Genomic DNA, 26896 nt, shown 5'->3' on the forward strand with positions numbered 1-26896 from the left:
CCTAGGGGCGGAACGGCGGTCGGCATGCTAGGCTGGATGGACAGCCGCGCTGCGCGGCGCCGTTCAAATCCGCCAATGCCGATCCGAACCGCCATCACCCGATCCCAATCGCGCCGATACGGCTACATGGCCGCGATCGGCGGCGCGGTGATCGCGCTCGCCATCCGGCAGGCCTTAAGCGGCGCCTTCGAGGATCGCACCTCCTTCGTCCTTTATGTGCCGGTGGTTCTGGTAGCCGCGGCGCTGGGCGGACGGGGACCGGCGCTGACGGCGACCGCGCTCTGCCTGGCCGCCAGCACCGCCGTCCTGCGCGATGCGCTCTGGACCGATCCGGCCAACCTGATCGACGCCCTCGGCTTCGCCCTCCTGGGGCCGTTCGTGGCGATAGCCGGCGAACGACTGTGGCGGCGCAGCCACGAGGCGGCGAGCCGCCAGGCGCACCTTCAATCGATCCTCGAGACAATTCCGGAAGCGATGATCGTCATAGACGCCAGCGGCGTCATGCAGTCGTTCAGCACCGCCGCCGTGCGCCTGTTCGGCTGGACGCCGGAAGAGGCTATCGGGCGCAATGTGAGCCTCCTGATGCCCGACCCTTACCGATCCGAACACGACGGCTATCTCGACCGTTACATGGGCACCGGGGAACGGCGGATCATCGGCATCGGCCGCATCGTGGTCGGCCAACGCAAGGACGGCTCGACCTTTCCAATGGAGCTGGCCGTCGGCGAAGCCCGGGTCGGCGGGAGCCGCTTCTTCACCGGATTCGTTCGCGATCTGACTGAGCGGCGCGATCAGGAAAGGCGGCTGCAGGAGCTGCAGTCCGAACTCGTGCATGTCTCTCGCCTGACCGCCATGGGCGAGATGGCCTCCTCGCTGGCCCACGAGCTGAACCAGCCGCTATCCGCGATCGCCAGCTACATGAATGGCTCGGTGACGCTTCTCGAAGCCCCGGACCCCGACCTCGACAAGCTGCGGGGCGCGCTGAGACGGGCGGGCGAGCAGGCGCTGCGGGCCGGCGACATCATCAAGCGCCTCCGCGAGTTCGTAGCGAAGGGGGAAACCGAACACACGCTTGAGGATCCAGCCAAGATGATGGAGGAGGCCAGCGCCCTGGCGCTGGTCGGGGTCAAGGACCAGGACGTGCGCGTTGATCTGCGTCTGGCCCGCGACATCGGACGGGTGATCGTCGACAAGATCCAGATCCAGCAGGTGGCGCTCAACCTGATCCGCAACGCCATTGACGCCATGGCGGACGCACCGCGCCGCCAGCTCGAAATCCGCGTCCGCGCCGATGACGAGCGCACCATCCGGATCAGCGTCGCCGACACCGGCCCAGGTCTGGACCCCGAGGTCCGTGAGCGTCTATTCCAACCCTTCGTGACCACCAAGAGCACTGGCATGGGCGTGGGCCTGTCGATCTGCCGCACCATCATCGAGGCCCATGGCGGACGCATCTGGACCGAGGACAACAAAGGCGGCGGCGCGATATTCTCCTTCACCCTGCCCCGCGCCGAGGAGAACGGCCGTGGCTGATCTGGTGCATGTGATCGACGACGACGACGGCCTGCGCGAGGCGCTCGCCTTCCTGCTGGACGTCAACGGCATCGAGGCCCGCTTCTACGCTTCGGCGAACGCCTTTCTCGACGCCTTGCCCGTCGCGGACGGCTGCGTGCTCACCGACGTCCGAATGCCCGGGCTGACCGGGTTGGAATTGGTGCGTGAGCTCCGAGCACGGGGCGCGACGTTTCCGGTGATCGTGATGACCGGGCATGGAGACATTCCGTTGGCCGTGGAGGCGATGAAGGCGGGCGTTCTCGACTTCATCGAAAAGCCGTTCGAGGACGAGCATCTGATCGGATCGCTCCGTAACGCCCTGTCCGCCCTGCAGACGACCGAAGCGTCGGATGCGGGGCGTCGCGCCGCCGAGCAGCGGCTCTCGGAGCTGTCGCCGCGCGAACGGGACGTGTTGGCCGGTGTCGTCGAGGGAAAGCTCAACAAGCAGATCGCATTCGAACTCGAGATCAGCCCGCGAACGGTCGAGATCTATCGGGCCAATCTAATGACCAAAACCGGGGCCCGAAACGTCGCGGAGCTGATGCGGATCGCCCTCGCCGCCGGGCTTTGACTTGCTCTAGGTCAATGCGCGCCCGCCCGGCGCGCGCCATGGTCCGCGCGTCGGCGCCTGTCGGCGCCGAGCCAGATTCTCCTTGCCCAGCCCTGATTTCGATCGCCGGCCCGTCCTCCTGATCGTCGATGATGATCCCGAGGTGTTGAAGGCCCTGGCCTTCATGACCGGCGCCCACGGCTTTCGCGTCGAGCGCTGCAGGACCGCAAGGGAAGCGATCGCGCTCGCCGACCCGAAAACGCGTTTCGCCTGTCTGGTCATCGACCAGAGGCTCCCCGACCACCAGGGCATCGACCTTCTCACAATGCTGCAGAGCCGCGGCGTGGCCGCGCCCGCCATCCTGATCACGACAGGGCCCTCCACGGACCTCCGGCGGAAGGCCGCCGCCGCGGGGGCGCCGATCGTCGAGAAGCCGCTGCTCGACGATGCGCTGTTCACCCAAATTCGCCGCCTCATGGCGCGCGATTAACCTCGGTCAAGGCGCTTCCCGCCTAGTCTTCGCGGCGATAGACCGACGCGATCTTGCGGGCGCGGGTCGCGACGTCCTCGCGATGGCGATCGACGACGTCGCGGCGCATGCCGCCGCCGACCCCGCCGATGTTGTGATGGCCGATGATCTCCATACCCGTCATGGCCGCGAAGTGGGCGTCGAAATGCGCCTGCATCGAGGCCCAGGCGCCCGTACGCTCGACCCACTCCTGGGGCGCGCCCGATGACGTGAAGGTCACCATCTTGCGCCCGCCAAGGAGCGGCTGGTTGCCGCCGTGCCGACGGGCGGTGTAGCCGAAGTCCATGCCGAACACGCGGTCGACATAGCCCTTCATCATCGCCGGCGTGGCGTTGAACCACAGCGGATAGAAGAAGGCGAAGATGTCGGCGCCGGCGATCGCCTCGCGCTCCCGGGCCACATCGGGCCGGACAGCCGCGCCCAGACGGTCCGGCATTTCCTCCGCGCGCAGCTGCGGGTCGAACCGGAGGCGGTAGAGATCGCGCTCCACCACCTCGGCGCCGGCGGCGCGCGCCGCTTCGGCGAAGGCCTCGGCCATGGCGACGGTGAAGCTCCGCCGGCGCGGATGGGCGACGATCAGGGCGATCCGGGGGGCCAGGTTTCTCATGCACGCATTCTCAGCGCTCGCCCGCCACGGCGCCTTGATCTGGCTCAAGGTCCTCCATCGCGCTCATCCGTAGCCTGGACGGGTCGAAGGAGACCTTCATGCCCCAACTTGCTGGCCATTCACCCGGTGGGACGCCTGACGCGGTCCGAGCCGCGCACCACCAGATCGGAAACAGCCTTCAGTCGGTGATCGGTCTCCTGGCGCTCGAGAGCCGAGCCGCGCCTCCGGAAGCCGCGACCGTTCTCAGCGAAGCGGGGCGCCGGGTGCGGGTCATCATGCGACTTCATCAGCGCCTGCAGGAGAGCGACGGCGACTAGGTCCGGCTCGACGACCTGCTCGGAGACGTCGTGCGCGACGTCGCCGAACTCGACACCGTCGATCGCGACGCCGAGATCGACGTCGATTTCCATCCCCTCTGCGCTCGCCCGGCCACGGCCTCCGCCCTGGCGTTGATCACTGCGGAGTGGGTGGGCAACGCGCTGGAGCACGGGCTCGCGCACCGGGCCGGCCAGGTCACGGTGACGCTGGAGCCGTGCAGGGCCGGCGTCCGCCTGATCGTCATGGATACCGGCGCGGGCGTCTCCCAGGGCGAATGGATCCCCGGTTTCGGCCTGTCGCTGATCTCGCGCCTCGCCGGTCAGTTGCGGGGTCGCATCACCCGCGCCACGAGCGCGCGCGGCACGCGTCTCGAGCTCGTCTGCCCCGGCGTGTGGAGCGATGCGGAATGTCCCTGAGCGACCGCACCCTGTTCACGGCCGAACCGATCGAGATCAAGCGCGACGAAGCCCTGCGCGCCCTCAATGGCGCGGTGGCGCGGCTCAGGCCGGCCGATCTGGCCGACCCGGCCCTGCCGGCGAAGCTCGTCGAACGCCTGCTTCCGCGACCGCCCCGCCTGGGCGCCCGGGTGCGCTACCGGCTGTTCGAGGTCGAGACGGGCGGCCGGGACGACGACCCCGGTCCCGGCCGCTGGGGCGCCGGCCTCAAGGCCACGCTTCGTTTCTATGGCGCGGCGGACTATTTCGGCCTGCGCGCCGGGACGCAGCCGCTGCACCCGCCGGTCGGGGCGATCCGCGGTCGGCGTCTGACGCTGACCGTCATCGACACGGACGGGTCCGACGATCTGGTCGAGCGCATGGACGCCCAGCTCGAGACCGTGCGTCGCGAACTGGAAGAACAGCGGCGTCGGTGCGCAGGCATGCGGGAGGCGCTTGAGGCGGCGGCGGAGCGGCTGGTGTCGGACAGACGAAAACGTATCGCCGTGCTCGCCGGGGCGGCGGGCGTCCTTTCCGCGCGGGGCTGGCTGGCCGAAGGCCGAAAGGCCTGAAGGCGCGACTGGGCCGGAGTCCAGGCTCCGGCCCGCCACTTACGCGCTGATGACGACGTGGTCTTCGTCAGCGCTCCAGGGCGGCTTCGAGCCCGGCCAGCAGACGGGCGCGCTCCGCGTCGCCCGGCAGGGCCTGCAGCCGTTCGTTCAGCGCCACGAGGAAGGCCGCGCGCTCGTTATGCCAGTCCGGGCGGGTCGCCTGGCCGGGGGCCAGACGCGCGCCGCCTCGCGGGGCCGCCTCCGCTGTCGTCCGGGTGAGGATCCAGGTCTGGTCCAGCTCGGCGGTGACCGGCCTGAAGCCCTCGCCCGCGAGGCGGGCCGCCAAGGCGGCGATAGCGCCAGGCTCGCCATGATCCAGCAGAACGGCGCCGCCCACCGGGGTCCGCGCCTTCAACCAGGCGACCAGATCGGTGGCGTCCCCGTGGCCGGAGTAGCAGTCGAGGTTGCCGATGCGGGCGCCGACCCGGATGTCCTCCCCCTGGATGCGCACGGCCGCGCGCCCCTCGACCAGCAGCCGGCCCAGGGTGCCGGCGGCCTGGAAGCCGGTCATCAGCACCGTCACCTCCTTGCGCCACAGCAGCCGCTTGAGGTGGCGGCGGATGCGGCCGGCGTCGCACATGCCGCTGCCGGCAAGGATGACGTGCCAGCCGCTCAGCCGCTCGAGCCGGTCGCTCTCCTGGGGGTGCATGAAATGGTGCAGCCGGGTCGCGTGCCGCAGCGGCTCGAAGGGATTCTCAGACGCGTCCGGATTCCATCCCCGCCGCAGGAAGACGTCAGTCGCCTCGATGGCGAGCGGGGAATCGAGAAAGACGTCGCAGGCCAGATCGGGCTCGGCGTCCATGATCGCCAGGAGGTCCAGGATCAGCTCCTGGGCGCGGCCCACGGCGAAGGTGGGGAGAAGCAACGGGCCGCCGGCGGCGCGGGCCGCCCGCAGTTCCCCGGCAAGGGCGTGGCGCCGCGCGGCCAGCTCCAGATCGATGCGTTCGCGATCGCCGTAGGTGCTCTCTAGGATGACGTGGTCGACGCCCGCGGGCCCGTCCGGATGGGGCAGGAAGGGCTGACGACCGGATCCGATGTCGCCCGAGAAGAGCAGGTTGAGACGGTCGTCCCCCGCCCCCGCCTCGATCTGGATCGACGCCGCCCCGGGGAGGTGGCCGGCCGGCCACCAGGTCGCCTGCAGCTCATGGCCCAGGGGCATGGCCTCGCCGAAGCGGACGCGCCCGAACAGACGCAGGGTCGGATCGACGTCGCTGGAGGTGTAGATCGGCTCCACGGGCCGCAGGCCGCGCTGGGCGTTGCGCCGGTTCAGATGCCGGACCTCGCTTTCCTGGATGCCGGCGGAGTCGGCCAGCATCACCTCGCAAAGGTCCCGTGTGGCCCGGGTCGCGAAGATCGGCCCGCGGTACCCGGCCCGCACCAGCTTGGGAAGCAAGCCCGAATGGTCGATGTGGGCGTGGGTGAGCAGGACGGCGTCGATGGAAGCCGCATCGAAGGGAAAGGGCTCGTAGTTGAGCGCCTTGAGCGTCTTCGGTCCCTGGAACATGCCGCAGTCGATCAGCAAGCGCTTGCCGGCCGTCTCCAGCAGCATGCAGGAGCCGGTGACGCATTCCGCGGCGCCGTGAAAGGTCAGTTGAGCGGTCATGTGGCCGGTCCCGGGGACAGAGGAATGGACAGCAGCCAGAGCGTGGTGGCCAGGAGGCCGGCCGCGAGGAGGAGACGCAGGGCCAAGGCCCAGCGCGGCGGCAGCCTCGAGGCTGCTTCCGCCGCGCCGAGGACGACGGCGGTGTGGACCGCCACGCTGATGGCGATGTGGAGACCGCCCAGGATGAGGATCTGCACCGGGACCGGACCGGCCCACGGTTTGATGAAGGCGGGCAGCAGAGCCAGGTAGAAGATCGCCGCCTTGGGATTGAGCAGGTTGGCGGCCAGACCGCGGATGAACGGCCGGTCGCGGTCCGGGCTGGACCCGACGCCGGGGCGCGGCGTCAGGGCCTCCCAGGCGAGCCAGAGCATGTAGGCGGCGCCGACCCAGCGCAGGACTTCCAGCCCCGCTTCGGAAAACAGCGGCGTTCGGGACAGGCCGAACAGGGTCGCCAGAAGCCAGGCGGAGAGCCCGACGGTGATCCCGGCGATCGCCCGCATCGCCGCCGCCCGTCCGCGTGAGGCGGCGAGCAGGGCCAGCCAGGCCAGGTTGGGGCCGGGGGTCAGCTCGATCAGCGCCATCGCCAGGGCGAAGGCCGGCAGCACCTGGGGGTCGACGCCGAGATGCGGCATCAGTGGACCATCAGGCACGGCAGCCGCGCCTCCGTCAGCAGCGTCCGGGTGACGCCGCCGAATACCAGTTCGCGGGTCCGGCTGTGGCCGTAGGCGCCGGTCACCAGGAGGTCCGAGCCCTCCTCCCCCGCGAGTGCGAGCAGCGTCCGGCCCGCGTCCCGGTCGGCCGCATTCTCGATTGCGGTGGTCTCAGCGCGCACGCCGTGGCCATGGAGAAAAGCCGCGGCGTCGCGAAGGTCCCCGGCGGCGGCCGGCCCGACGGAGGCGATCAGGACCCGCCGCGCCCGGTCCAGCAGCGGAAGGGCGGCGGCCAAGGCCGCCCGGCCCTCTCGGGTCGCCTTGAAGCCGATGAGCACACGGTCGAAGCGCAGCTTCGGCGCCAGCCGCGGCGCCACCAGCACCGGCCGTCCGGCGGCCAGAATGGCGGCGCCGACATCGACGGGGGCCAAGGGGAGACCCTCGACCTGCGGGCTGGACATCACGATCAGATCCGACCGTACGCCCCATCGGGCAAGCAGGGTCTGCGCCAGGGGCGAGACCGCGCCGCGCCATTCGATCGGCGTGTCGGGCGCGGCTGCCCGCGCCCGGGTCTCCATCCGGTCGATCAGATCGAGCAGGTCCCGCTCCTGCGCCTTGAGCAGGCCGTAGGGCAGGCTGACGGGGCGGATCGGCACCGGAACCTCCGCCAGGGCGGCCAGCGTGAGGCCGGGCGCACCCAGGTCGCGCGCCAGTTGCACGGCCGCCGGAACCAGCGAACCCACGGTCTCGGGCGCGTCGAGGTGGACGAGAATGTCGCGAATGGCGGCGGTCATATCAGTGCGCCATCAGGAGGCTGGGCCCGTCAGGCCGGCGCAGGAAGCTGCGTGTGGCCCCGCCAAAGACAGTCTCACGCAGCCGCGAGCGCCCCCAGGCGCCGGCCACGAACAGCCCCGCCTGCTTACCTTCCGCCGCGGCGAGCAGGGCCGCGCCCTCGTCTTCTCCTTCGACCAGGGTCGCTTCGCCGACGCCGACGCCGTGCAGCCTCAGATAGGCGTTGAGCGCGTCGATGTCCGGATCGCCGGACTGCCGATCGAGGCCGGTCACGCACTGCAGCACGTGAATGGCGCTGGCCATGGCCAGCAGCGGCAGGGCCGCCCGGACCGCCCGCCCCGCCTGCGGACTGCCGTCCCAGGCGATTGCGGCCGGCCCGGCGAGCCGCTCCGGATCGCCCCGGGCCACCAGGACCGGGGCCCGGTCCGCGAGCAGCGCCTGCCCGAGCAGCTCCCGCGAGAGGCCCTCGTCGAGACTCTTCTGGGCGACCACCACCAGATCGGCCAGGGCCGCCTGACGCGACAAGGCCAGGGCCGGCCGCAGGCCGCGGGCCGACACCGCCAGCCGGGGCGCGCCCTCGCCGGCCCCATAGACCACGTCGGCCTCGTTCGCCGCCCGGCGCGCCACGTCCTCTACGCGATCCTGCAGGGCGCGCTCGGCCGCAGCCAGCTCCTCGACCGCTTCGCGCGAAAGCGACGCGCCCAAGGTCATGCCGAGCGCGACCATGTCTGCGGCCGAGTCCGGATAGACCGGCAGAACCTCGGCGACGCCGTCATGCTGGCCCGCCAGCGAGGCGGCGAAGGCCAGGGCCGGGGCGTCTCCGGCGCCGCCCGAGGCGAGGACGAGAATGTGTTTCAGGCTCATGATGGTTCTCCGGTTTGGAGACACACTGGCGGCGTCGGCGGACACGCGCCTTGATCGGCGTCAAACCTCAGAACAGGTGCGAGACGCTGCCCGGCTCCGGCTCGCCGAAAGTGAAGGTCTCCGCGTCGCTACGGCCTTGGACCACGCCGACAGCGGAGACGATGTGGGGCCGGAAACGCAGCACCGCGACCGAGCTGCCCGACGGGCAGTAAACGTGCACCTGCGGGTATCGCTCGACCACGAGGCGATTGATGCGCTCGACCGTCTCCGGTTCGGCGACTTCCACGACGCGGCCGGCCATGGAGAGGCCCACGCCGTTCCCCTGTCCGCCGCTCTCGCACCGGATCGCCACCGAGGCGCGGGGATCGGCCTGCAGATTGGCGAATTTCTGGCTTGTCCGGGCGACGATGAAATAGAGGTTCAGGCCCTCGTTCAGATAGCCGACCGTGGTCGCGTGCGGCCAGCCGTCAGGGCGATTGCACGCCAGGGTCATCAGGCGCTCCCGGTCGAGCACCTCGACCACGGCGGTCACGGCCCGGCCATGAATGGGCTGCGGGTCCCTGGGGCTCATGGTTCGGCCTTCACGGTTTCGAGGTAGGCGATCAGGTCGTCGATCTCGCTGGCGCGGAACACAAAGGCCGGCATGGCCGGATGGCCGGTGACCAGGCCTTCTGCAAAGCCCTCCTCCAGCTGATCCAGCGGATACCGATGCACGATCTCGCGGAACGGCGTCGCCTCGGCCATCGGGCTGACGCCGACGGAACCGATCGCATGGCAGCTGGCGCAGCCCCGGGCGGCGAATTGCCGACCCCGCATGGCCGCCGCCGCGGGCGTGTCCCGCTGCGTTGCAACCGAGGCGGTCGGCGGCTCCGGACGGGCGCAGGCGCCGCAGGCCAGGGCGAGAGCTAGGCAGAGGGTCGCGGCGGCGAGACGATGGACGGACATGGCGGATCTCCAGTGCGCCGCATCCTCACGCGAGACCGGGCCCGCGGCGTTGATCCTGATCAAGGCGGCGAACCGCCAGGCGCGGTCTCCTCACCGCGAACCGGAGACCCCGCCATGACCTATGCCAGCCTGCTCGTCGCCGTCGACGACGGCCCCGAAAGCGACAGCCGCCTCGAGCTCGCCTGCGACCTCGCCAACGCCTTCGACGCCGGACTCACCGGCCTGTGCGTGGGCTCGATCGCGCCGCCGCTGTATGATCCGATGAGCGGAGGGGCCATGGTCGGCGAGCTGTTCACCCTCTATCGCGACATGGCGGAAGCCGAGGTCGCGAGCGCCCGTTCACGGTTCGAAGCGATCGTCCGGGCGCGAGACATCACAGCGGACTGGCGCGGCCACATCGGATTTCCGGGCGAGGCCTGTTCCCGCGCCGCACGGGCGGCCGACCTGGTCATCCTGGGCGGGCGCAATTCCCGCGCCCCCTATCATGCGCCGGACGTCGCGGATGTGCTGATGGGTTGCGGCCGGCCTGTGCTGGTGACGCCGCCGACTCGCCTGCGCAACCCCGTCGGCGAACCCGCCCTGATCGCCTGGAAGGATTGCCGCGAGGCGCGCCTCGCGCTGGCCGCGGCGATCCCCTTCCTGCAACGGGCGCGGGGCGTCACCCTCTATTCCATCTGTCCGGCCGAAGAGGTCGAGACGGTGAGGGCCGAACAGGCCGACGTGATCGGCTACCTCGCCCGCCACGAAATTTCCGCCGAAGCGGTGACCGCGCTCAAGATTGAGGCCCCGGCGAGCCGCCAGATCCTGGACGAGGCGCTCGCCCGCCAGGCCGGGCTGATCGTCGCCGGCGGCTACGGCCACGCCCGTCTGCGCGAATGGGCGCTCGGCGGCGTCACGCGCGACCTGATCAACGATAGCCCCCTCTGCCTATGCCTGGCGCACTAGGAACCTCCATGACCGCTCATCCCCGCCATATCCGCCTCGAACTCGCCCGCGAACCGGGCCATCCGCACGGAGACGCCCGAACCGGCTACGACATCGTCGCCTTTCTCGACGACGAAGGCCGGCTCGATCTCGACAGCTGCCGCGCCGAAGCCGATCGCTGCCGCGTGCGGCGCTTCGTCCAGGACGCCACCATCGCCACGGGCCATCTTCGCCATACGACCGGCGACCGCTGGGTGCTGGACTTCCCGAGCGGCGCGCGCGAGGACGCGACGGGCTTCCGTCTAGGCGACGAACGGTTCGTGCCCGGCGAGTACGTCTCCATCACCGCCGGCGACGGCGCGACGCACACTTATTGCGTCGAGCGCGTCGCGGACGTCTGACGCGTGGGCCGCCGCCGCATCCTGATCCTCGACGGTCACCCCGATCCCGACCCCGGGCGCTACTGCCACGCCCTGGCGGCCGCCTACGCCCGGGGCGCCGCCGGGGCGGGCCATGTGATCCACCGCGTCAACCTGGCCGAGATGGAGTTTCCGGTGCTGGCCAGCCGCCACGACTGGGAGTCCGAAATGCCCTGCGCCACGATCCTCGCCCTCCAGGACGAGCTCGCCTGGGCGGAGCATCTCGTGATCCTCTATCCGCTGTGGCTCGGCTCCATGCCGGCCCGGCTCAAAGCGCTGCTCGAGCAGGCGTTCCGGCCCGCCTTCGCCTTCGGCGGCGAGGCCCCTACCCCCGGCGCGGGACGCCTCAAGGGGCGCTCCACCCGCATCGTCGTCACCATGGGCATGCCGGCCCTGATCTATCGGACCGTCTTCTTCGGCCATTCGCTGAAGGCGCTGAAGCGCGGCGTCCTCGCCCTCGTCGGCTTCGGTCCGATCCGGGACACCGTCCTGGGGAGCATCGAGACCCGCCGCGATCGCGAAGGGCTGCTGAAGCGCATGGCCGCCCTGGGCGCCCGGGCGGGCTAGGCTTCGGGCTTCAGCCGGCCGTCGCTGGCGAAGCGCGCGGCGCACTGGCGCACGAGGGCGGCCAGCTCCGGACGCAGGTCCGGCTCCACGCTGCGGAAGTTGAAGCAGGACTTTCCCTGCATGCGCCGCCGCAGGGCCGGGCTCACGCCGTCCAAAAGGTCCGGGTGGACATAGAGCGGCATGAGGTGGACCGAGACATAGCGCTTGCCGATCGCGACGCCGCCGAACGCCGTCCGGTAGCCGTCGCGGGCCCGCACCTCATGGGTGTCGAGATGATAGCGGGTCGGCGTGTCCGAGACGAGCTCCGCCCACGCCTGGAAAGGCGTGAACAGATCCCGCAGATCTTCAAACACCGTTTCGAGGGTCATGGCGCCCGCCCATCGATCACCGCCGCGCCGCATCGTCGTCTGCGGGCGGGTCCGGCGCAAGCGGGGGAAGGACCGTCACCGCGGCGGCGATCCGCTCCAGCTGTCGTTCGGAGAGCTGGAGCCGGTCGTGTAGCCGCATAATCTCGAGCTCGGCCCTCAGGTTGACCCGATAGTCGTGCTCCGCCGCGAGGCGGTCGCGAGCCGCCTGGCGGTTCTGGCTCATCAGGATCACCGGGGCCTGGACCGCCGCCAGGGTGGAGAGGACCAGGTTGAGGAAGATGAAGGGATAGGGATCGAAGGCGCGGTTCCAGCCGGCGAGGATCAGGTTGGTCCCCATCCACAGCGCCATCGCCAGGGCGAAGCCGCCGAGGAAGTTCCAGGATCCGCCGACCACGGCCACGCGGTCGGCGAGCCGGTCCCAGCCGCTGCGGCCGTCGGCCAGCACGGGGGTCAGGCCGGTCGGCGCCTCGGGATCGCCGCCAGGGTCCGGCGGCCGATCACCGCGAAGACGGACAGCGAGGCAGCGGCGGCGACCATCGCGATCAGGGCGTCGGCGAAGAATCCGATCATGGCTCAAACCTCCGCGTCCGGATCGCCGGTCCCGCGCGACGGCAGGCCGCTCCAGATCGAGACCCCGCCGACCACGACGATGAACACGGCGAAGGCGGCGACGATCGCCACGATGAACGGAATGGCGGACGGGGGCATGGGCGCTCTCCTTTGCAGAGACCGACCCTCGCCGCGATCCGCCGCCTCCGCCTTGATCGCGGTCAAACGCCGGCAGACTCCGTCGCGGGCTGGGATCCCGGCCGGACCGTCACTTGGCCGGCCGGGGTCATGCCTCCCACGGTCAGGACACGTTCGCAGATTGTGATCGGCGCCCGGCGATGGCTGATCAGGATCAGCCCCTGGCGGCGATCCCGCAGGCGTCGTTCCAGGCGCCGCAGGACCTGCGCTTCGGCAGCGGCGTCGAGGCCTTCCGTCGGCTCGTCCAGGACCAGCCAGGGCGCCGGTCGCAGATAGGCGCGCGCGAGGCCCAGCCGACGGCGCTCGCCGCCGGAAAGGTTCGCGCCGTTGGCCCCCGCCGCCATGTCCAGCCCTTCGGGCGCGGCCCGGACGCGGTCGGCGAGCGCGGCGTCCTCCAGGGCGGCCCACAACATATCGTCCGATGCGTCCGGCGCGGCCAGGGTCAGGTTGTCGCGCACGCTCGCGTCCAGCAGCCGGACGTCCTGCGCCGCGTAGGCGAACAGAGGCCGCGCCGCCCCAGGGACCAGGTCCGCGAGATCCTCGCCGCCCACGCGCCAGTCTCCCGCCGCCACCTCGCGCAGACCGAGCAGTCGCTCGACCAGGGTCGTCTTGCCGCTGCCGGAGGGCCCGCTCAGCGCCAGTCGGGCCGGCGGCCGCAGGACGTCGCCCGTCGCTCCTATTTCCAGGCCGGTGTCGCGCGGCCGGCCGCCCACGGCGGCCGCGGGCCGCGGAGTCAGCGCCTCCAGACGTTCGACCGCCGCGCGCGCGGCCCCACCCTGCCGGAAGGCGGCGGCGAGCGCCCCGGCCGCCTCGACCCCCGTCACGGCGGACAGCGCCGCCAGCGCGACCAGGGGCGTCGAGGCGTCCCGCGCCGCCGCGACCGCGGCGACGAGGGCGAGTCCCGTGATTCCGGCCTGGGCGGCGTTCATCCATCCGCCGGCCGCGTTCAGCCGGGCCGTCACCCGGTCCATCGGCGCCGCCGCGGCGTCGACCTCGGCGACCGCCCATCCCGCCAGACCGTAGGCCTTGAGTTCCGGCGCCGCGGCTTCGAGCGCCGCGAGCCGGGCCCTGAAGGCGCCGCCGGCGCGCTGGACCTCGACGCCCGCGGGCGCGGCGAGGCGCGCGGCGAGCCATCCCTGGGCTCCGACGGCCGCCGCCATCGCCGCCAGGATGGCCGCGCCGGCCAGGGGGTGGGCCAGGGCGCCGAGGGCCGCCGCCGCGGCCGCGCCGGCCCCGGCCGCCCAAGGGCCCGAGAGCCGGATGAAGAGGGTCTGCAGGGCATCGACGTCCTGCACGAGCCGCGACGAGGCCTCCCCGGCGGAAACCTTGAGGACGGCGCCGGGACGCCCGGCGGCGAAGCGGGCGAAGATCTCCGGCCGCAGCCGGGCCAAGCCATGGAGGGCGGCGTCGTGCCCGCTGACCCGCTCGACGTAGCGGGCGCCGGTGCGCAAGATCGCCAGCAGGCGGATGACCGCGCTGGGGGTCAGATAGTTGAAGCCGTGCGCCGTCGCGGCGCCCATGCCGCCGGCCAGGGCGGCTCCGGCGATGAACCAGCCCGACAGGCCTAGCAGCGACACCGTGGCGATGCTCACCGTCGCCCCGGCGACGGCGGCCAGGATCAGCCGTCGTCCCTGCGCCCGGCGCTGCGCGGCCAGCAGCGCCGCCACGCTCCCCGAGGAATCGCTCACAGCGTCACCACGCGATCGGCCATGGCCATGACCGCGGCGGAGTGGGTCGCCACCAGGGTGGTCCGGCCGCGGGCGGCTTCGCGGATCAGGGCGATCATGGCCTGCTCGGCCTGCGCGTCGAGGTTGGCGGTCGGTTCGTCGAGCAACAGGAGCGGCGCGTCCTTGACCAGCGCCCGGGCCAGGGCCAGACGGCGGCGTTCGCCGCCCGACAGGCCGCCGCCCCGCTCGTCGAGCGGCCGGTCCAGATCGGCGGTCAATCCCGCCCGCCGCGCGGCTTCGGCGATCCGGGCGGGTGACGCCGAGCGGTCGGCGAGACGGATGTTGTCGCCGAGCGTGCCGGGCACGATCATGGGCGACTGGCTGGCCCAGGCGACGCTTCCGGCGAAGTCGCCGCAGGCGGACAGGCGCTCTCCGCCGACCCGGACCTCGCCGGATGTCAGGGGCGCCAGGCCGAGCAGCAGGTGCAGCAGGCTGCTCTTGCCGGCGCCGCTGCCGCCGGCCAGGGCCACCAGCTGACCCGGCCGCACCTCCAGGTCAAAGGCGGCCACGGCCGGCGCCCCGCCGCCATAGGCGATCGTCACCTGATCGAAGCGGACGGCCGGGGCCCGGCGGCCGCGTGCAAGACGCGCGGCGCCCCCAAGGGGCTCCGGCGCGGCCGCAACGAGGTCGGGCACGGCCGCCTCGGCCGCCTGGCGATCATGATAGGCCGCGGCCAGCCGACGCATGGGGGCGTAGACCTCGGGCGCGAGGGCCAGGACGAAGAAGGCCCGGCCCAGGTCCAGCTGCTCGGGCGCGGGAAAGGGCAACAGCCGCAGCAGATTGAAGCCGCAGTAGACGGCCACCAGGGCCACCGAAAGGGCCGAGAAGAACTCCAGCACGCCCGACGACAGGAAGGCCAGACGCAGCACCCGGCTGGTCCGACGGGCGAGAACCTCGGAAGCGCCGGCCACCTCGCGCGTCGCGGCGGCCTCGGCCTCGAACGCCAGGATGGCCGGGAGCGCCCGGACCCGGTCGAGAAACAGGCCGGACAGCCGCGTCATGGCCAGGAACTGCCGACGGCTTTCGTCGGCCGCCGCCATGCCGGCCAGCGCCATGCCGGCGGCGAAAGGCAGGAGGGTGAACAGAAGGATCCCTGCCGCCATCGGGCTGGCCAGGGCCGTGATGGCGATGGCGACAAGCGGCGAGATAGCCGCCGACGCCTTCGCGGGCGCAAAGCGCGTGAAATACCCGTCCAGGGCGTCCACCCCCTCGACGACCGCGACGCGCGCCTGGGCGCCCACGCGCCGCCCTGCGAACAGGTCCGCCGCCGCCCGGCGCCGCACCTCGGCCTTGATCGCCCGGGCGGCCCGCGCCGCAGCGGTCGTGGCCAGCTGGCCGAGCAGTCCCCGGCCCGCCAAGCAGGCTGCGGCCAGTCCCAGCCACGGGGCGGCCGAGAGGGGCGAGGCGGAGACGGTCGACACCGCCATCGCCAGCCCGGCGGCGAACCCCGCGGCCGGAACGATGTCCAGCACGGTCAGCAAGGCCGCGAGCCCGTTCAGGCGCCGCCACGGCCGCCCGACCTCCCGCAGCCAGCGGGCGGGTCGGACTGGCGGGGAGAGGACTGCGACGCTCATGACCCGCTTGGACCGCAGCGGCGAGGAGGCCGCTTTGATCGAGATCAAGGCGACCGGCGGTCCACGGCCTAGGTGGAGGCGAACGCGGTCGTCGGGACCGCCGGTTCCGGAGCCGCATCATGATCGACCTGGCGGTCGTCGACCTCTCCCGTCTGCAGTTCGCGCTGACGGCCCTCTACCACTTCCTGTTCGTGCCGCTGACGCTGGGCCTCTCCTTCATGCTGGTCATCATGGAGAGCATCTATGTGATGACCCGCCGGCCGATCTGGCGGACCATCACCCGTTTCTGGGGCGTGCTGTTCGGCATCAATTTCGCGCTCGGCGTCGCCACCGGCATCACCATGGAATTCCAGTTCGGCATGAACTGGAGCTACTACAGCCACTATGTGGGGGACATCTTCGGCGCCCCCCTCGCGATCGAGGGCCTGATGGCCTTCTTCCTCGAGGCCACCTTCGTCGGGCTGATGTTCTTCGGCTGGGACAAGCTGAAGCCGGTCGCGCACCTCCTGGTCACCTTCCTGGTGGCGCTCGGCACCAATCTCTCGGCGCTGTGGATCCTGATCGCCAACGGCTGGATGCAGAATCCCGTCGGGGCCCGCTTCAATCCGGACACCATGCGCATGGAGGTCACCGACTTCATGGCGGTGCTGTTCAACCCGGTGGCCCAGGCCAAGTTCGTGCACACGGTCAGCGCCGGCTATGTCATCGCCGCCGTCTTCGTGCTCGGCGTCTCCGCCTTCTACCTGCTCAAGGGTCGTCACAAGGGCTTCGCCAAACGGTCGATGACCGTCGCCGCCGCCTTCGGCCTGGCCGCCTCGCTGTCGGTGGTCGTGCTGGGCGATGAGAGCGGCTACGCCCTGACCGACAACCAGAAAATGAAGCTCGCCGCCATCGAGGCGATGTGGAACACCGAACCCGCCCCTGCGGGCCTCAGCGTGTTCGGCATGCCCGACATGAAGCGGCGCGAGACCCGCTACGACGTGAAGGTCCCCTGGGTGCTCGGCCTGATCTCGACCCGCAGCCTCGACGGCAGCGTGGAAGGCATTCTGCAACTGGTCTCGGTGGCCGAAACCCGGATCGAGTCGGGCGTGATCGCCTATGACGCGCTGGAGAAGATCAAGGCCGACCCCGCAGACGTCGCCGCCCGCGCCCAGTTCGAACTGCACCGCAACGACCTCGGCTACGGGCTGATGCTGAAACGGCATGTGGCGGATCCCCGCACCGCCACGCCTGAGCAGATCGCCGCCACGGCCTGGGACACCGTTCCCAATGTGCCGGTGATGTTCTGGACCTTCCGCTTCATGGCCGCGATCGGCTTCGCCATGATCGCCCTGTTCGCCACCGCCTTCGTGCTGTGCACCCTGCGCAGGCACGAGACGCGCTGGTTCCTGTGGCTCGCGGTCGTCGCCATGCCCCTGCCCTGGATCGCGGCCGAACTCGGCTGGGTCGTGGCGGAATTCGGACGTCAGCCCTGGGCGGTCGAAGGGGTCTTGCCGACCTTCCTGGGCGCCTCGAGCCTGACCGTGCCCCAGCTGTGGACCACGATCATCGGCTTCACCCTCTTCTACGGCGCCCTGGCGGTGGTCGAGGTCGGCCTGATCCTGCGCGCCATCAGGAAGGGGCCGTTCGCCGAACAGGAGGAGTTCGCCCCCTCCCCCGCCCATCCGCCGGTCGCCGAACCCGCTCCCGCCGTCGCCTGAGACCTGAGGAAACACTGAGATGGAACTGCCTCTCGACTATGAAACGCTGCGCTTGATCTGGTGGGGCCTGCTCGGGGTGCTGCTGATCGGCTTCGCCCTGACCGACGGCTTCGACCTCGGCGTCGGCGCCCTGCTGCCCTTCGTCGCCCGTACGGACGAGGAGCGCCGGATGGTGATCAACACCGTGGGCGCGACCTGGGAGGGCAACCAGGTGTGGTTCGTCCTCGGCGGGGGCGCAATCTTCGCCGCCTGGCCGTTCGTCTACGCCGTCAGCTTCTCCGGCTTCTACCTGGCAATGTTCCTGGTGCTGGCGGCGCTGATCCTCAGGCCCGTCGCCTTCAAATACCGCTCCAAGCGGCCCTCCAAGACCTGGCGGACCTTCTGGGATTGGGCCCTGTTCACCGGCGGCTTTGTCCCAGCGCTGGTCTTCGGCGTCGCCGTCGGCAACGTCCTGCTGGGCGCGCCCTTCCGCCTCGACGGCGATCTGCGGTCCTTCTACGAGGGCACGCTGCTGGGACTGTTCACGCCGTTCAGCCTGATCTGCGGCCTGCTGTCGGTGACCATGCTGGTGCTCCACGGCGCCGCCTGGCTGGGGGTCAAGGCCGAGCGCGGTCCGATCCAGGCGCGGGCGCGGGCCATCGGCGTGATCGCCGCCGTCCTCAGCCTGCTCCTCTTCACCGCCGGCGGCCTCTATGTGGCCTACGGGCCGCTCGGCTTCGCCATCGCCGGCGTCGTCGATCCGGCGGGGGCGTCCAACCCGCTGCGCACCCTGGTCGAGGCCCGGCCCGGCGCCTGGCTGGCCAACTACGCCCTCTATCCCTGGATGATCGCGGCGCCGATCCTCGGCTTCGTCGGCGCCCTGGCCGCCATCCTCGGCCTGCTGCGCCGTTCTGAACCGCTCTCTCTTGTCGGGTCCTCGCTCTCGACCGTCGGCATCATATCGACGGTAGGGCTGTCGATGTTCCCCTTCATCCTGCCCAGCTCGATCGACCCGCAGTCGAGCCTGACCGTCTGGAACGCGTCCTCCAGCCACACGACCCTGTTCATCATGCTGGTGGTCACGATCATCTTCCTGCCGATGATCCTGGCCTACACCGCCTGGGTCTACCGCGTGCTGTGGGGCCGCTCGACCACCGCCGCCCTGCGCACCAATCCCGACCTCTACTGACCGGACCGAGGAGCAACGACCATGTGGTATTTCGCCTGGATCCTGGGCCTTGGCCTGGCCGTCCTGTTCGGCGTCCTCAACGGCGTCTGGCACGAGTTCCAGCTGTTCGACGAAGGGGACGACGGCGCCTCGGTTTCGGCCCCCGCCGATGCGGACTGAGCCGGCCGCCGCATCCGACCCGGCGGCCGCCCTGCTGGCCCGCTACGACGTCAATGCGCCGCGCTACACCAGCTACCCCACTGCGGCGCAGTTCACCCCGGCCGTGGGCGGGCGTGAGCGCGCCCGGTGGCTGGCGGCCCTGCCCGACGCGCCCGTGTCGCTCTACCTGCACATCCCCTTCTGCAAGCGGCTGTGCTGGTACTGCGGCTGCAACACCCGGGCGATGAACCGGCCGGCGCTGATCTCCAGCTATGTGGATCTCCTGCTGGTCGAGGCGGGCCGGGTGGCCCGGGCCGCCGGCCGGCGCCTGGCGGTCCGCTTCCTCCACCTCGGCGGCGGCACGCCCAACATGCTGGCGCCGGCCGACCTGGAGCGGCTCATGGCCGGCCTGTCGACGGCCTTCGATCTCGGCCCCGTCGAGGAGATCGCCGCCGAGCTCGATCCCGAGGTCCTGACACCGGACTGGATCGCCGCCGCCGGCCGCATTGGGCTGACGCGCGCCAGCCTGGGCGTCCAGGACCTGTCTGCGCAGGTGCAGGCGGCGGTCAACCGTCCGGAATCGTTCGCCACCATCGAGGCCGCGGCCGCCGGCCTGCGGGCCGTCGGCGTGCGCTCGCTAAACCTGGACCTGATGTACGGCCTGCCGCGCCAGGGCGTCGCCGAGGTGATGGCGACGCTGGAACAGGTCACCGCCCTGCGGCCGGACCGCATCGCCCTGTTCGGCTACGCCCACGTGCCGTGGATGAAGCCCCACCAGAGACTGATCGACGACACCGAACTTCCGGACGGGCCGCTCCGCTTCGCCCAGAGCCGCGCCGCCGAGCGCTTCCTCGTCGACCGCGGCTGGCGGGCGATCGGTCTGGACCATTTCGCCCTGCCCCACGACGCCCTCGCCCGCGCCGCGGCGGAGGGCCGCCTGCGCCGCAACTTCCAGGGCTACACCACCGACCAGGCGGACACCCTCGTCGGTCTGGGCGTGTCCTCGATCAGCCGCTTCCGCGAGGGCTATGTGCAGAACCCCTCGGGGGAGCGCGACTGGCGCGCGGCCGTCGAGGCCGGCGACCTCCCCGGCGCCCGCGGCGTCGCCGTCACCGCCGGCGACGCTTTTCTCGCGGCGATCATCGAGCGCGTGATGTGCGACGGGGCCGTGGACGTCGCCGCCGTCGCCGCCCGGTCCGGCGCCGACCTGCGCGACACCGCCTTCGCCTGGCCCGCTCTCGACCGCCTGGAGGCCGACGGGCTGATCATTCAGAACGGCGCGACGGTGCGCCTGACCGCCGTCGGCCGGCCGTTCGCCCGCGTCGTCTGCGCCGTCTGGGATCCGACGGCGCGACCCGCCGAGGGCCGGCACGCCCGCGCCGTCTGACGGATTGTCGCAGCGCCCGCGCGATTGCGCTGGATCAAAGCTCCCGACCAAGCGGGACCGCAGAACCGTCTCGACGCCGCGCCGACCGAATCCGCGGCCGGAAGGCGTCGGGGATCTACATCATGACTCTCAAGACCGTTTCGATGGCCGCTCTCGGCCTCCTCGCCCTGTCGAGCGCCGCTCAGGCCCAGGACGCCTGGCACGCCCCGCGCGCCGGCGACTGGCTGATCACCGGCCGCGTCACCGACGTCGCCCCGACCACGGACGCCGCCATCGTCACCTCGGCGGGAGCCGCCACGGGGCTTGAGGTCGATGTCGGCGATAGCCTCATGCCGACCCTCGGCTTCACCTACTTCCTGACCGACCACTGGGCCGTCGAGGCCATCCTCGGCACGACCCGCCACGAGGTCCGCGCCCAGGGCGGCGCCACGGACGTCGCCGTCCACGAAACCTGGGTCCTGCCGCCGGTGGTGACGCTCCAGTACCGCCCGCTGACGGAAGGCCGCTTCAGCCCCTATGTCGGCGCGGGCGTCAACGCCATGCTGTTCTACGGCGGCGACGACCGCAACGGCTTCACGGTCGATCTGGACAACGGCTTCGGCTATGCGGCCCAGGTCGGCGCCGACATCGGCCTGCAGGGCCCCTGGAGCCTCAACGTCGATGTCAAGAAGGTCTGGTTCGACACGGACGCGGAGATCAACGGCGGCGCGCTGCGCAGCGAGGTGGATCTCGACCCGTGGGTCGTCTCGGTCGGCCTGGGCCGGACGTTCTGATCCGCCGGCTGGCCGATCACGGCGGGGGCGGCCGGCCGGCCGCCCCTGTCACCGCGTCCGGGGCTCCAGCAGGATCGCCGCGCCGGTGAGCGCGGCGGCGGCGGCGGCGGCCAGCCAGATGGCGCCGAGGCCCAGGACCGCATGCGCGGCCGCCCCGAGACCGGCGCCGCCGACCAGCCCCGCCCACAGCAAGGCCCAGGGCGACCACGCCCAGGCCGGCCCGCCCCGGGCCGCCGCGGCCAGCCTCTGTCCGACCTTGACGAGGGCGCCGGTCATATAGGTCAGCCCCACCCGGGTCTCGCCGTCCTCCTCGAAGACGGCGTTCTCGGCGCCCATGGCCACGGCCAGCAGCGCCATGGGAAGCCAGGATCCGGCCCGGGCGCCGGCGACGGCGGCGAGGACGAGCAGCAGGGTCACCAGGCCGAGAACCACCGGCCGCTGCCGGGCTCCGGCCGCCCGGCCGGCCAGGGATCCCAAGACCACCCCGCCGACGAAGGCCGCGATCAGGGCCCCGGCGATGCCCGCGGCCTGCAGGTCCCGGGCCAGGCCGACCCCCAGACGGGTCGAGTTGCCGCTCATGAAGGAGACGAAGAAGCCGCCGGTCCCGACGAAGGCGACGGCGTCAACGAAGCCGGCGAGCGCCGAGAGCGAAGCGGCGAGCAGCCGCAGGCGGCGCGGAAAGCTCAGCATCGGCCCGGACTCCCGCCCGGCCGGATCGTCATTGGGACTTCATCGAGCCGGTGCGGACGTAGCGGTCGTGCCAGGACAGGGCTTCCTGCAGCAGCATGGGAGACTGCTGACCATACGACTCCCTCAGCGCCCGCGCATAGTAGTCCTCCAGCGCCGGCCGGTAGTCCGGGTGCGCGCAGTTGCCGATCACCACCGCCGCCCGCTGTTTGGGCGACAGGCCCCGGAGATCGGCCAGGCCCTGTTCGGTGACGATCACCTGCACGTCCTGCGGAATGTGATCCACGTGGGAGGCGTGGGGCACGATGGTGGAGATGCGCCCGCCCTTGGCGGTGGAGGCCGACATGAAGATCGAGATATAGGCGTTGCGGGCGAAGTCTCCCGAGCCGCCGATGCCGTTCTGGATGCGCGACCCCATGATGTGGGTCGAGTTGACGCTGCCGAAGATATCCGCCTCGATCATCCCGTTCATGGCGATGCAGCCGAGCCGGCGGATCAGCTCGGGGTGATTGCTGATCTCCTGCGGCCTGAGCACGATACGGTCCCGGAACTCGGACATCCGGGCGTTGAGGTCCCCCGCCGCCTCCGGGCTGAGGGAGAAGGCGGTGGCCGAGGCGCACCGCAGCCGCCCCGTCTCCAGCAGTTGCAGCATGCCGTCGTGGATCACCTCGGTGAAGGCGGTCATGCCCTCGAAGGGCCCCTCCCCCAGTCCCGTCAGCACGGCGTTGGCCGTATTGCCGACGCCGGACTGCAGGGGCAGCAGGGACGGCGGCAGCCGCCCTCTCGCCACCTCGTGCCTGAGAAACTCCACCAGGTGGCCGGCGATGGCGAGATCGTCGGCGCCGGGCGGCGAGAACGGCGCATTGCGGTCCGGGGCGTCGGTCTCGACGATGGCGACGATCTTGTCGGGGTCGCAGCGGAAGCCCGTCTCTCCGATGCGGTCGTCCGCCCTCAGCAGGGGGATGGGACGCCGGTCCGGCGGCAGGGCCGTGCCGTAGTAGATGTCGTGCATCCCCTCCAGCGCCGGGTTCTGCCACCGGTTCACCTCCAGGATCACCTGCGAGGCGCGGTCTAGCCAGGTCTTGTTGTTGCCGACCGACGAGGACGGGACCAGCGTGCCGTCGTCGCGAACGCCCGACACCTCGACCACCGCCGTGTCCAAGGGCCCCAGGATCCCCTGCCAGGCGGCGGGCGCGACCTGGCTCAGGTGCATGTCGAAATATTCCATCTCGCCGCGGTTGATCTTCTCGCGCGCGACGGGATCGGAGTTATAGGGCAGCCGGAACTCGATCCCGTCGGCCTCGGCCAGGGCCCCGTCCAGTTCGGGACCGGTGGACGCCCCGGTCCAGACGCGGACCTGGAAGGGATCGCCCCGCCCGTGCGCCCGCTGGATGCGCGCCGCCAGGGCGGCCGGCACGCTCTTGGGATAGCCGGCTCCGGTGAAGCCGCTGAGGCCGATCGTCGTGCCCGGAGCGATCAGGTCCGCCGCCACTTCGGCGCTGACCACCTTGCGCCGATGCGTCTCTGAATTGATCCGGGTCATGCTGACGGCTCCGCTCCCCCGTCCCATGAAAGGTCGCGGGTCCCACGACCTTGATCCGGATCAACCGGCGACGTCCCACGGTAGGTCTACGGGTTCATCGAAACGCTCATCCGGGTAATTTGGCGGCGGCTGCGCCCTCACTCCCACTCGATCGTGCCGGGGGGCTTGGACGTCACGTCGTAGACCACCCGGTTGACGCCGCGGACCTCGTTGATGATGCGCGTGGCGGTCTTGCCCAGGACGTCCCAGGGGAATTGGTAGAAGTCGGCGGTCATGCCGTCTGTGGAGCTCACCGCGCGCAGGGCCAGAACCTTCTCGTAGGTGCGGGCGTCGCCCATGACGCCGACCGTCTTCACCGGCAGCAGCACGGCGAAGGCCTGCCAGATGTCGTCGTACAGGCCCGCCTTGCGGATCTCGTCCAGATAGATGGCGTCGGCCTGTTGCAGGGTCTCGACGGCCTCCGGCGTGATCTCGCCGGGGATGCGGATGGCCAGGCCCGGTCCCGGGAAGGGATGGCGGCCGACGAAGGCGTCGCTCAGGCCCAGTTCGCGACCCAGGGCGCGGACCTCGTCCTTGAACAGTTCGCGCAGCGGCTCGACCAGCTTCAGTTTCATATAGTCCGGCAGGCCGCCGACGTTGTGGTGGCTCTTGATGACGTGGGCCTTGCCGCTAGACGACGAGACGCTCTCGATCACGTCCGGATAGAGGGTCCCCTGGGCGAGGAAGGCGGCGCCCTCGATCTTGGCGGACTCGCGGTCGAAGATCTCGATGAAGACCCGGCCGATGGTCTTGCGCTTGGTCTCCGGGTCCGACTGGCCGGCCAGCTCGCCCAGGAATTCCTTCGACGCATCAACGTGGATCAGCGGAATATTGTAGTGCTCGCGGAACAGGGTGGTGACCTGCTTGGCCTCATCCTTGCGCAGCAGTCCGGTGTCCACGAACACGCAGGTCAGCTGGTCGCCGATGGCCTCGTGGATCAGCACGGCCGCGACCGAGGAGTCCACGCCGCCCGACAGGCCGCAGATCACCTTGGCGTCGCCGACCTGTTCGCGGATCTGGGCGATCTTCTCGTCGCGATAGGCCGCCATGGTCCAGTCGCCCTTCAGGCCCGCGATGCCGTGGGTGAAGTTCTTCAGCATCTGGTGGCCGCGCGGGGTGTGCATCACCTCCGGGTGGAACTGCACGCCGTAGAAGCGACGGGTCTCGTCGGCGATCACCGCGTAGGGCGAACCCGACGACGACGCGACGACGTCGAAGCCCTCGGGGATGGCGACGATCTTGTCGCCGTGGCTCATCCAGACCGTCTCTTCCTCGCCGACGGGAGCCAGGCCCTCCAGTAGGGGCGAGCTCTTCTCGACGGTGATCTCGGCGCGGCCGAACTCGCGGGTGTGGCCGCCCTCGACCTTGCCGCCCAGCTGCTCGCACATGGTCATCTCGCCGTAGCAGATGCCCAGCACCGGCACGCCCGCCTCGAACACCGCCTGCGGGGCGCGGGGGCTGCCCTCCTCGTGCACGCTCTCGGGTCCGCCGGACAGGATGATCGCCGCCGGGCTCATCGCCGCCATCGCGGCCTCGGCCTTGGCGTAGGGATGGATCTCGCAATAGACGCTGGCCTCGCGCAGTCGCCGGGCGATCAGCTGTGTCACCTGACTGCCGAAGTCGACGATCAGGACTTTCTGGTGCGAGGCGGTCGTGGTCATGGCGTGAGCGATTCCGGGGAGGGCGTGGAATGGGCGGGGTCTTGGCCGCCTGAAGCGGCAATGGCAAGGGCGGCGAGGCCGTCGGCCTCCAGCACGCCGGTCAGCCGGTCCAGGGCGGCGGCCAGGGCCTCGTCGACGTGGTGAAGGGTCGAGGTCCAGTCCTCCAGCGCCTTCAGCTCGGCGCGGCCGTCCGACACCCCGCGCAGCGCGACCAGCGGCACGCCGAAGGTCTGGGCCGAACGCAGCAGGGCGAAGGTCTCCATGTCCACCATCTCGGCCTCGATGGCCTCATAGGCCGCGCCGCTGATCACCCCCGCGCCGGTGGACAGGGTGGCGGTCGGCACGCCCGGGATCGGACAGGGCAACGGCAGGACGGCGGGCAGGTCCAGCAGCGGCGTCCGGCCCTTTTCGAACCCCAACGCGCTGGCGTCCATGTCGCGATAGCCGACCGAGGCCGCCTGATAGACCGCCGCATGCTCCAGCGTCGGCGACCCGCACGAGCCCAGCGAGACGATCAGGTCGGGCAGGTCGCCCTTCGCCTCCAGCCGCGCCAGCGTCGCGGTCAGGGCCACCGCCGCCTCGACCGGGCCGACACCCGTCATCAAGGGCCGGATGCGGGCCTGCAGATGGGCGCCGTACTCCGCCGGGGCCGCCATGACGCAGAGGACCGAGACGTCGCCGTACCGCTCCATGCGCCAGTCGCCGCTCATGCGGCGCGCTCGTACAGGGCGACGAAGAAACCGTCGGTCTGGGTCGAGGCCGGGGACATTCGCAGGCGGTGTCCGTCGGCCTTCGCCGCCAGGGTCTCGGCCGCGGCGGGGGTCAGGCCCGCGTCCGACAGGGCCGTGGCGACCGGCAGCGGCGCGAACGCCGGATGGGCCGCTTCGAACGCGGCGATTGAAGCCTCGTTCTCGCGGCTCAGCATCGAACAGGTGACATAGACCAGACGCCCGCCCGGCTTCACCAGTTGCGAGGCCTGCGACAGGATGCGGACCTGCAGGGCGTGCAGGCGCTCGACCTCGTCCGGGGTCAGCCGCCAGGCGTCCTCGGGACGGCGCCGCCAGGTGCCCGAGCCGCTGCAGGGCGCATCGACGAAGACCAGGTCGGCCTGGCCGTTCAGGTCCTCGACGCCGCCGCCGTTCTGGCCCAGCAGGCAGAGATCAGCCGCCACGCCGGCGCGGGTCAGGCGGGGGCGGATGTTGTCGAGCCGCTTCTGCACCACGTCGCACGCGACGAGGGTGCCCTGCGCCTGCATGGCTTGCGCCAGCGCCAGGGTCTTGCCGCCGCCGCCGGCGCAATAATCGACCACGGTCATGCCGGGCTGGGCGCCCGCCAGCCACGAGACGATCTGGCTGCCCTCGTCCTGGATCTCGATATGGCCGGCCTTGAAGGCGTCCTGCGCCTGCACATTGGGCGGCGGCTCGCTGGGCAGGCGCAGGCCGAAGGCCGAGAACGGCGTCGGCTCCGGGGTCAGCCCGGCGGCGCGCAGTTCGGCTTCCACATCCGACACCGTAGCCAGCAGGCCGTTGACGCGCAGGTCGATCGGCGCGCGCGGGGCCATCAGCTCGCGGGCCTCCTCGGCCCAGCGGTCGCCGAAGGTCGCCTTGAAGTCCTCGACCGCGAACTCGGGCAGGCCCGAGGCCACCCAGCCGGGCAATTCCCCCTCCCCGGCCGCCGTCAGGCGCGCGCGCTCCTGTTTCGACAGCGGACGCGGGCCATAGCCGTCGCCGGCGTGCAGGGCCTCGATCTCGTCCAGCGGCAGGGCGTCGATCAGGCTCAGGGAGCCGATCACCAGCGCCCGGCCGTCCTCGCGGCCGCCCATGGCCCAGACCAGCCGTCCGCGGGCGCGCAGCACCTTGTAGACGCGGTCGGCGATGGCCTTGCGGTCCTTGGACCCGGCGTAACGGTTCGCGGTCCCCCAGGTCTTGAGAACGGCTTCCGCCGGCTGACGGCCCTGGGCGATGCTATCCAGGATCGAGGCGGCGGCGGCGAGGCGGGCGGCTGGGGTCAATTCAGG

General features: G+C 71.1%; 31 protein-coding genes. 14 read left to right on the plus strand and 17 right to left on the minus strand.

Translation table 11 applies throughout. From position 1 onward, the window contains the following. The first annotated feature begins 75 nt into the window (after nt 1-75). From AC3WRV_RS11240 to AC3WRV_RS11250, 3 genes are all read left to right on the plus strand, one after another. The gene (locus AC3WRV_RS11240) at nt 76-1533 is read left to right on the plus strand and encodes a PAS domain S-box protein (RefSeq protein ID WP_492313312.1); all 1458 of its coding nucleotides are present in this window, start codon (nt 76-78) and stop codon (nt 1531-1533) included. Beyond that, nucleotides 1526-2125 carry a response regulator FixJ gene (fixJ, locus tag AC3WRV_RS11245; protein WP_492313313.1) on the plus strand — a complete coding sequence of 200 codons (600 nt, stop codon included), beginning with the start codon at nt 1526-1528 and terminating at the stop codon, nt 2123-2125. The genes AC3WRV_RS11240 and fixJ overlap by 8 nt, the downstream gene beginning before the upstream one ends. An 82-nt stretch (nt 2126-2207) precedes the next feature. Beyond that, a complete protein-coding gene (locus AC3WRV_RS11250) occupies nt 2208-2594 on the plus strand; it encodes a response regulator (RefSeq protein WP_492313314.1) in 387 nt (128 codons plus the stop codon). 22 nt (nt 2595-2616) lie between these two features. On the opposite strand, the gene AC3WRV_RS11255 is transcribed toward AC3WRV_RS11250, so the two are convergent. Continuing rightward, nucleotides 2617-3240, minus strand: coding sequence for an NAD(P)H-dependent oxidoreductase (locus AC3WRV_RS11255; protein ID WP_492313315.1), 624 nt, complete (start codon nt 3238-3240; stop codon nt 2617-2619). A gap of 98 nt (nt 3241-3338) precedes the next feature. Between AC3WRV_RS11255 and AC3WRV_RS11260 the strand changes: the two genes are divergently transcribed. Genes AC3WRV_RS11260 through AC3WRV_RS11270 form a run of 3 tightly spaced genes read left to right on the plus strand, consistent with a single transcriptional unit; the run spans nt 3339 to nt 4564 of the window. After that, a complete protein-coding gene (locus tag AC3WRV_RS11260; RefSeq protein ID WP_492313316.1) occupies nt 3339-3557 on the plus strand; it encodes a histidine kinase dimerization/phosphoacceptor domain -containing protein in 219 nt (72 codons plus the stop codon). Nucleotides 3558-3587: 30 nt separating this feature from the next. Beyond that, entirely contained in the window at nt 3588-3974 is a 387-nt protein-coding gene (locus AC3WRV_RS11265; protein WP_492313317.1) for an ATP-binding protein, read from the plus strand. Beyond that, nucleotides 3965-4564: a hypothetical protein gene (locus tag AC3WRV_RS11270; RefSeq protein WP_492313318.1), complete on the plus strand. Its 600-nt coding sequence runs from the start codon at nt 3965-3967 to the stop codon at nt 4562-4564. The genes AC3WRV_RS11265 and AC3WRV_RS11270 overlap by 10 nt, the downstream gene beginning before the upstream one ends. A gap of 67 nt (nt 4565-4631) precedes the next feature. On the opposite strand, the gene AC3WRV_RS11275 is transcribed toward AC3WRV_RS11270, so the two are convergent. From AC3WRV_RS11275 to AC3WRV_RS11300, 6 genes are all read right to left on the minus strand, one after another. Then, nucleotides 4632-6206: an MBL fold metallo-hydrolase gene (locus AC3WRV_RS11275; protein WP_492313319.1), complete on the minus strand. Its 1575-nt coding sequence runs from the start codon at nt 6204-6206 to the stop codon at nt 4632-4634. Then, nucleotides 6203-6838, minus strand: a complete 636-nt coding sequence (locus AC3WRV_RS11280) for a LysE family translocator (RefSeq protein WP_492313320.1) — start codon at nt 6836-6838, stop codon at nt 6203-6205. The genes AC3WRV_RS11275 and AC3WRV_RS11280 overlap by 4 nt, the downstream gene beginning before the upstream one ends. Beyond that, entirely contained in the window at nt 6838-7650 is an 813-nt protein-coding gene (locus AC3WRV_RS11285) for a universal stress protein (RefSeq protein WP_492313321.1), read from the minus strand. Before AC3WRV_RS11285 ends, AC3WRV_RS11280 begins: the two co-directional genes overlap by 1 nt. A 1-nt stretch (nt 7651) precedes the next feature. Next, a complete protein-coding gene (locus AC3WRV_RS11290) occupies nt 7652-8512 on the minus strand; it encodes a hypothetical protein (protein WP_492313322.1) in 861 nt (286 codons plus the stop codon). A gap of 67 nt (nt 8513-8579) precedes the next feature. Continuing rightward, nucleotides 8580-9083: a pyridoxamine 5'-phosphate oxidase family protein gene (locus AC3WRV_RS11295; RefSeq protein WP_492313323.1), complete on the minus strand. Its 504-nt coding sequence runs from the start codon at nt 9081-9083 to the stop codon at nt 8580-8582. Next, nucleotides 9080-9457, minus strand: a complete 378-nt coding sequence (locus AC3WRV_RS11300) for a c-type cytochrome (protein ID WP_492313324.1) — start codon at nt 9455-9457, stop codon at nt 9080-9082. The genes AC3WRV_RS11295 and AC3WRV_RS11300 overlap by 4 nt, the downstream gene beginning before the upstream one ends. 114 nt (nt 9458-9571) lie before the next feature. Here AC3WRV_RS11300 and AC3WRV_RS11305 point away from each other — a divergent pair, with 114 nt between their 5' ends. The 3 genes from AC3WRV_RS11305 to AC3WRV_RS11315 are packed head-to-tail and all read left to right on the plus strand — an operon-like array spanning nt 9572 to nt 11367. Continuing rightward, a complete protein-coding gene (locus tag AC3WRV_RS11305) occupies nt 9572-10402 on the plus strand; it encodes a universal stress protein (RefSeq protein WP_492313325.1) in 831 nt (276 codons plus the stop codon). Between the two features lie 8 nt (nt 10403-10410). Next, nucleotides 10411-10782, plus strand: a complete 372-nt coding sequence (locus AC3WRV_RS11310; RefSeq protein ID WP_492313326.1) for a hypothetical protein — start codon at nt 10411-10413, stop codon at nt 10780-10782. A 3-nt stretch (nt 10783-10785) separates the two neighbouring features. Beyond that, nucleotides 10786-11367, plus strand: coding sequence for an NAD(P)H-dependent oxidoreductase (locus tag AC3WRV_RS11315; RefSeq protein ID WP_492313327.1), 582 nt, complete (start codon nt 10786-10788; stop codon nt 11365-11367). On the opposite strand, the gene AC3WRV_RS11320 is transcribed toward AC3WRV_RS11315, so the two are convergent. The 5 genes from AC3WRV_RS11320 to cydD all read right to left on the minus strand — a co-directional run bounded on the left by AC3WRV_RS11320 (nt 11364) and on the right by cydD (nt 15783). Then, the gene (locus tag AC3WRV_RS11320) at nt 11364-11735 is read right to left on the minus strand and encodes a hypothetical protein (RefSeq protein WP_492313328.1); all 372 of its coding nucleotides are present in this window, start codon (nt 11733-11735) and stop codon (nt 11364-11366) included. The genes AC3WRV_RS11315 and AC3WRV_RS11320 overlap by 4 nt on opposite strands. A gap of 16 nt (nt 11736-11751) precedes the next feature. After that, the gene (locus tag AC3WRV_RS11325; protein WP_492313329.1) at nt 11752-12180 is read right to left on the minus strand and encodes a DUF1003 domain-containing protein; all 429 of its coding nucleotides are present in this window, start codon (nt 12178-12180) and stop codon (nt 11752-11754) included. A 128-nt stretch (nt 12181-12308) separates the two neighbouring features. Further along, nucleotides 12309-12443, minus strand: a complete 135-nt coding sequence (locus AC3WRV_RS11330) for a hypothetical protein (RefSeq protein ID WP_492313330.1) — start codon at nt 12441-12443, stop codon at nt 12309-12311. Between the two features lie 62 nt (nt 12444-12505). Beyond that, nucleotides 12506-14170 carry an ATP-binding cassette domain-containing protein gene (locus AC3WRV_RS11335; RefSeq protein ID WP_492313331.1) on the minus strand — a complete coding sequence of 555 codons (1665 nt, stop codon included), beginning with the start codon at nt 14168-14170 and terminating at the stop codon, nt 12506-12508. Then, nucleotides 14167-15783, minus strand: coding sequence for a thiol reductant ABC exporter subunit CydD (gene cydD, locus AC3WRV_RS11340; protein WP_492313332.1), 1617 nt, complete (start codon nt 15781-15783; stop codon nt 14167-14169). The genes AC3WRV_RS11335 and cydD overlap by 4 nt, the downstream gene beginning before the upstream one ends. A 122-nt stretch (nt 15784-15905) precedes the next feature. On the opposite strand from cydD, the gene AC3WRV_RS11345 reads away from it, so the two are divergent. The 5 genes from AC3WRV_RS11345 to AC3WRV_RS11365 all read left to right on the plus strand — a co-directional run bounded on the left by AC3WRV_RS11345 (nt 15906) and on the right by AC3WRV_RS11365 (nt 20949). Then, nucleotides 15906-17483, plus strand: coding sequence for a cytochrome ubiquinol oxidase subunit I (locus AC3WRV_RS11345; protein ID WP_492313609.1), 1578 nt, complete (start codon nt 15906-15908; stop codon nt 17481-17483). A gap of 19 nt (nt 17484-17502) precedes the next feature. Further along, on the plus strand, nt 17503-18651 hold the full coding sequence (gene cydB / locus AC3WRV_RS11350) for a cytochrome d ubiquinol oxidase subunit II (protein ID WP_492313333.1): 1149 nt from the start codon (nt 17503-17505) through the stop codon (nt 18649-18651). A 21-nt stretch (nt 18652-18672) separates the two neighbouring features. After that, on the plus strand, nt 18673-18810 hold the full coding sequence (gene cydX / locus AC3WRV_RS11355; RefSeq protein ID WP_492313334.1) for a cytochrome bd-I oxidase subunit CydX: 138 nt from the start codon (nt 18673-18675) through the stop codon (nt 18808-18810). Beyond that, a complete protein-coding gene (gene hemN, locus AC3WRV_RS11360) occupies nt 18800-20176 on the plus strand; it encodes an oxygen-independent coproporphyrinogen III oxidase (protein WP_492313335.1) in 1377 nt (458 codons plus the stop codon). Before cydX ends, hemN begins: the two co-directional genes overlap by 11 nt. Nucleotides 20177-20298: 122 nt before the next feature. Beyond that, entirely contained in the window at nt 20299-20949 is a 651-nt protein-coding gene (locus tag AC3WRV_RS11365; RefSeq protein ID WP_492313336.1) for an OmpW/AlkL family protein, read from the plus strand. A 48-nt stretch (nt 20950-20997) separates the two neighbouring features. Here AC3WRV_RS11365 and AC3WRV_RS11370 read toward each other — a convergent pair whose 3' ends face one another. The 5 genes from AC3WRV_RS11370 to AC3WRV_RS11390 form a co-directional block, all read right to left on the minus strand. Beyond that, nucleotides 20998-21639 (minus strand): YoaK family protein, encoded by a 642-nt coding sequence (locus AC3WRV_RS11370; protein ID WP_492313337.1) that lies wholly within the window; start codon nt 21637-21639, stop codon nt 20998-21000. A gap of 28 nt (nt 21640-21667) precedes the next feature. Then, nucleotides 21668-23206 carry a succinyl-CoA:acetate CoA-transferase ScpC gene (gene scpC / locus AC3WRV_RS11375; RefSeq protein ID WP_492313338.1) on the minus strand — a complete coding sequence of 513 codons (1539 nt, stop codon included), beginning with the start codon at nt 23204-23206 and terminating at the stop codon, nt 21668-21670. A 110-nt stretch (nt 23207-23316) separates the two neighbouring features. Further along, entirely contained in the window at nt 23317-24879 is a 1563-nt protein-coding gene (gene guaA, locus AC3WRV_RS11380; RefSeq protein WP_492313339.1) for a glutamine-hydrolyzing GMP synthase, read from the minus strand. After that, the gene (locus AC3WRV_RS11385; RefSeq protein ID WP_492313340.1) at nt 24876-25589 is read right to left on the minus strand and encodes a 5'-methylthioadenosine/S-adenosylhomocysteine nucleosidase; all 714 of its coding nucleotides are present in this window, start codon (nt 25587-25589) and stop codon (nt 24876-24878) included. The genes guaA and AC3WRV_RS11385 overlap by 4 nt, the downstream gene beginning before the upstream one ends. Then, nucleotides 25586-26890, minus strand: a complete 1305-nt coding sequence (locus AC3WRV_RS11390; RefSeq protein WP_492313341.1) for an RsmB/NOP family class I SAM-dependent RNA methyltransferase — start codon at nt 26888-26890, stop codon at nt 25586-25588. The genes AC3WRV_RS11385 and AC3WRV_RS11390 overlap by 4 nt, the downstream gene beginning before the upstream one ends. Nucleotides 26891-26896 lie beyond the last annotated feature (6 nt).

Source organism: Brevundimonas sp. EU05-FHT14B11 (assembly GCF_058790835.1).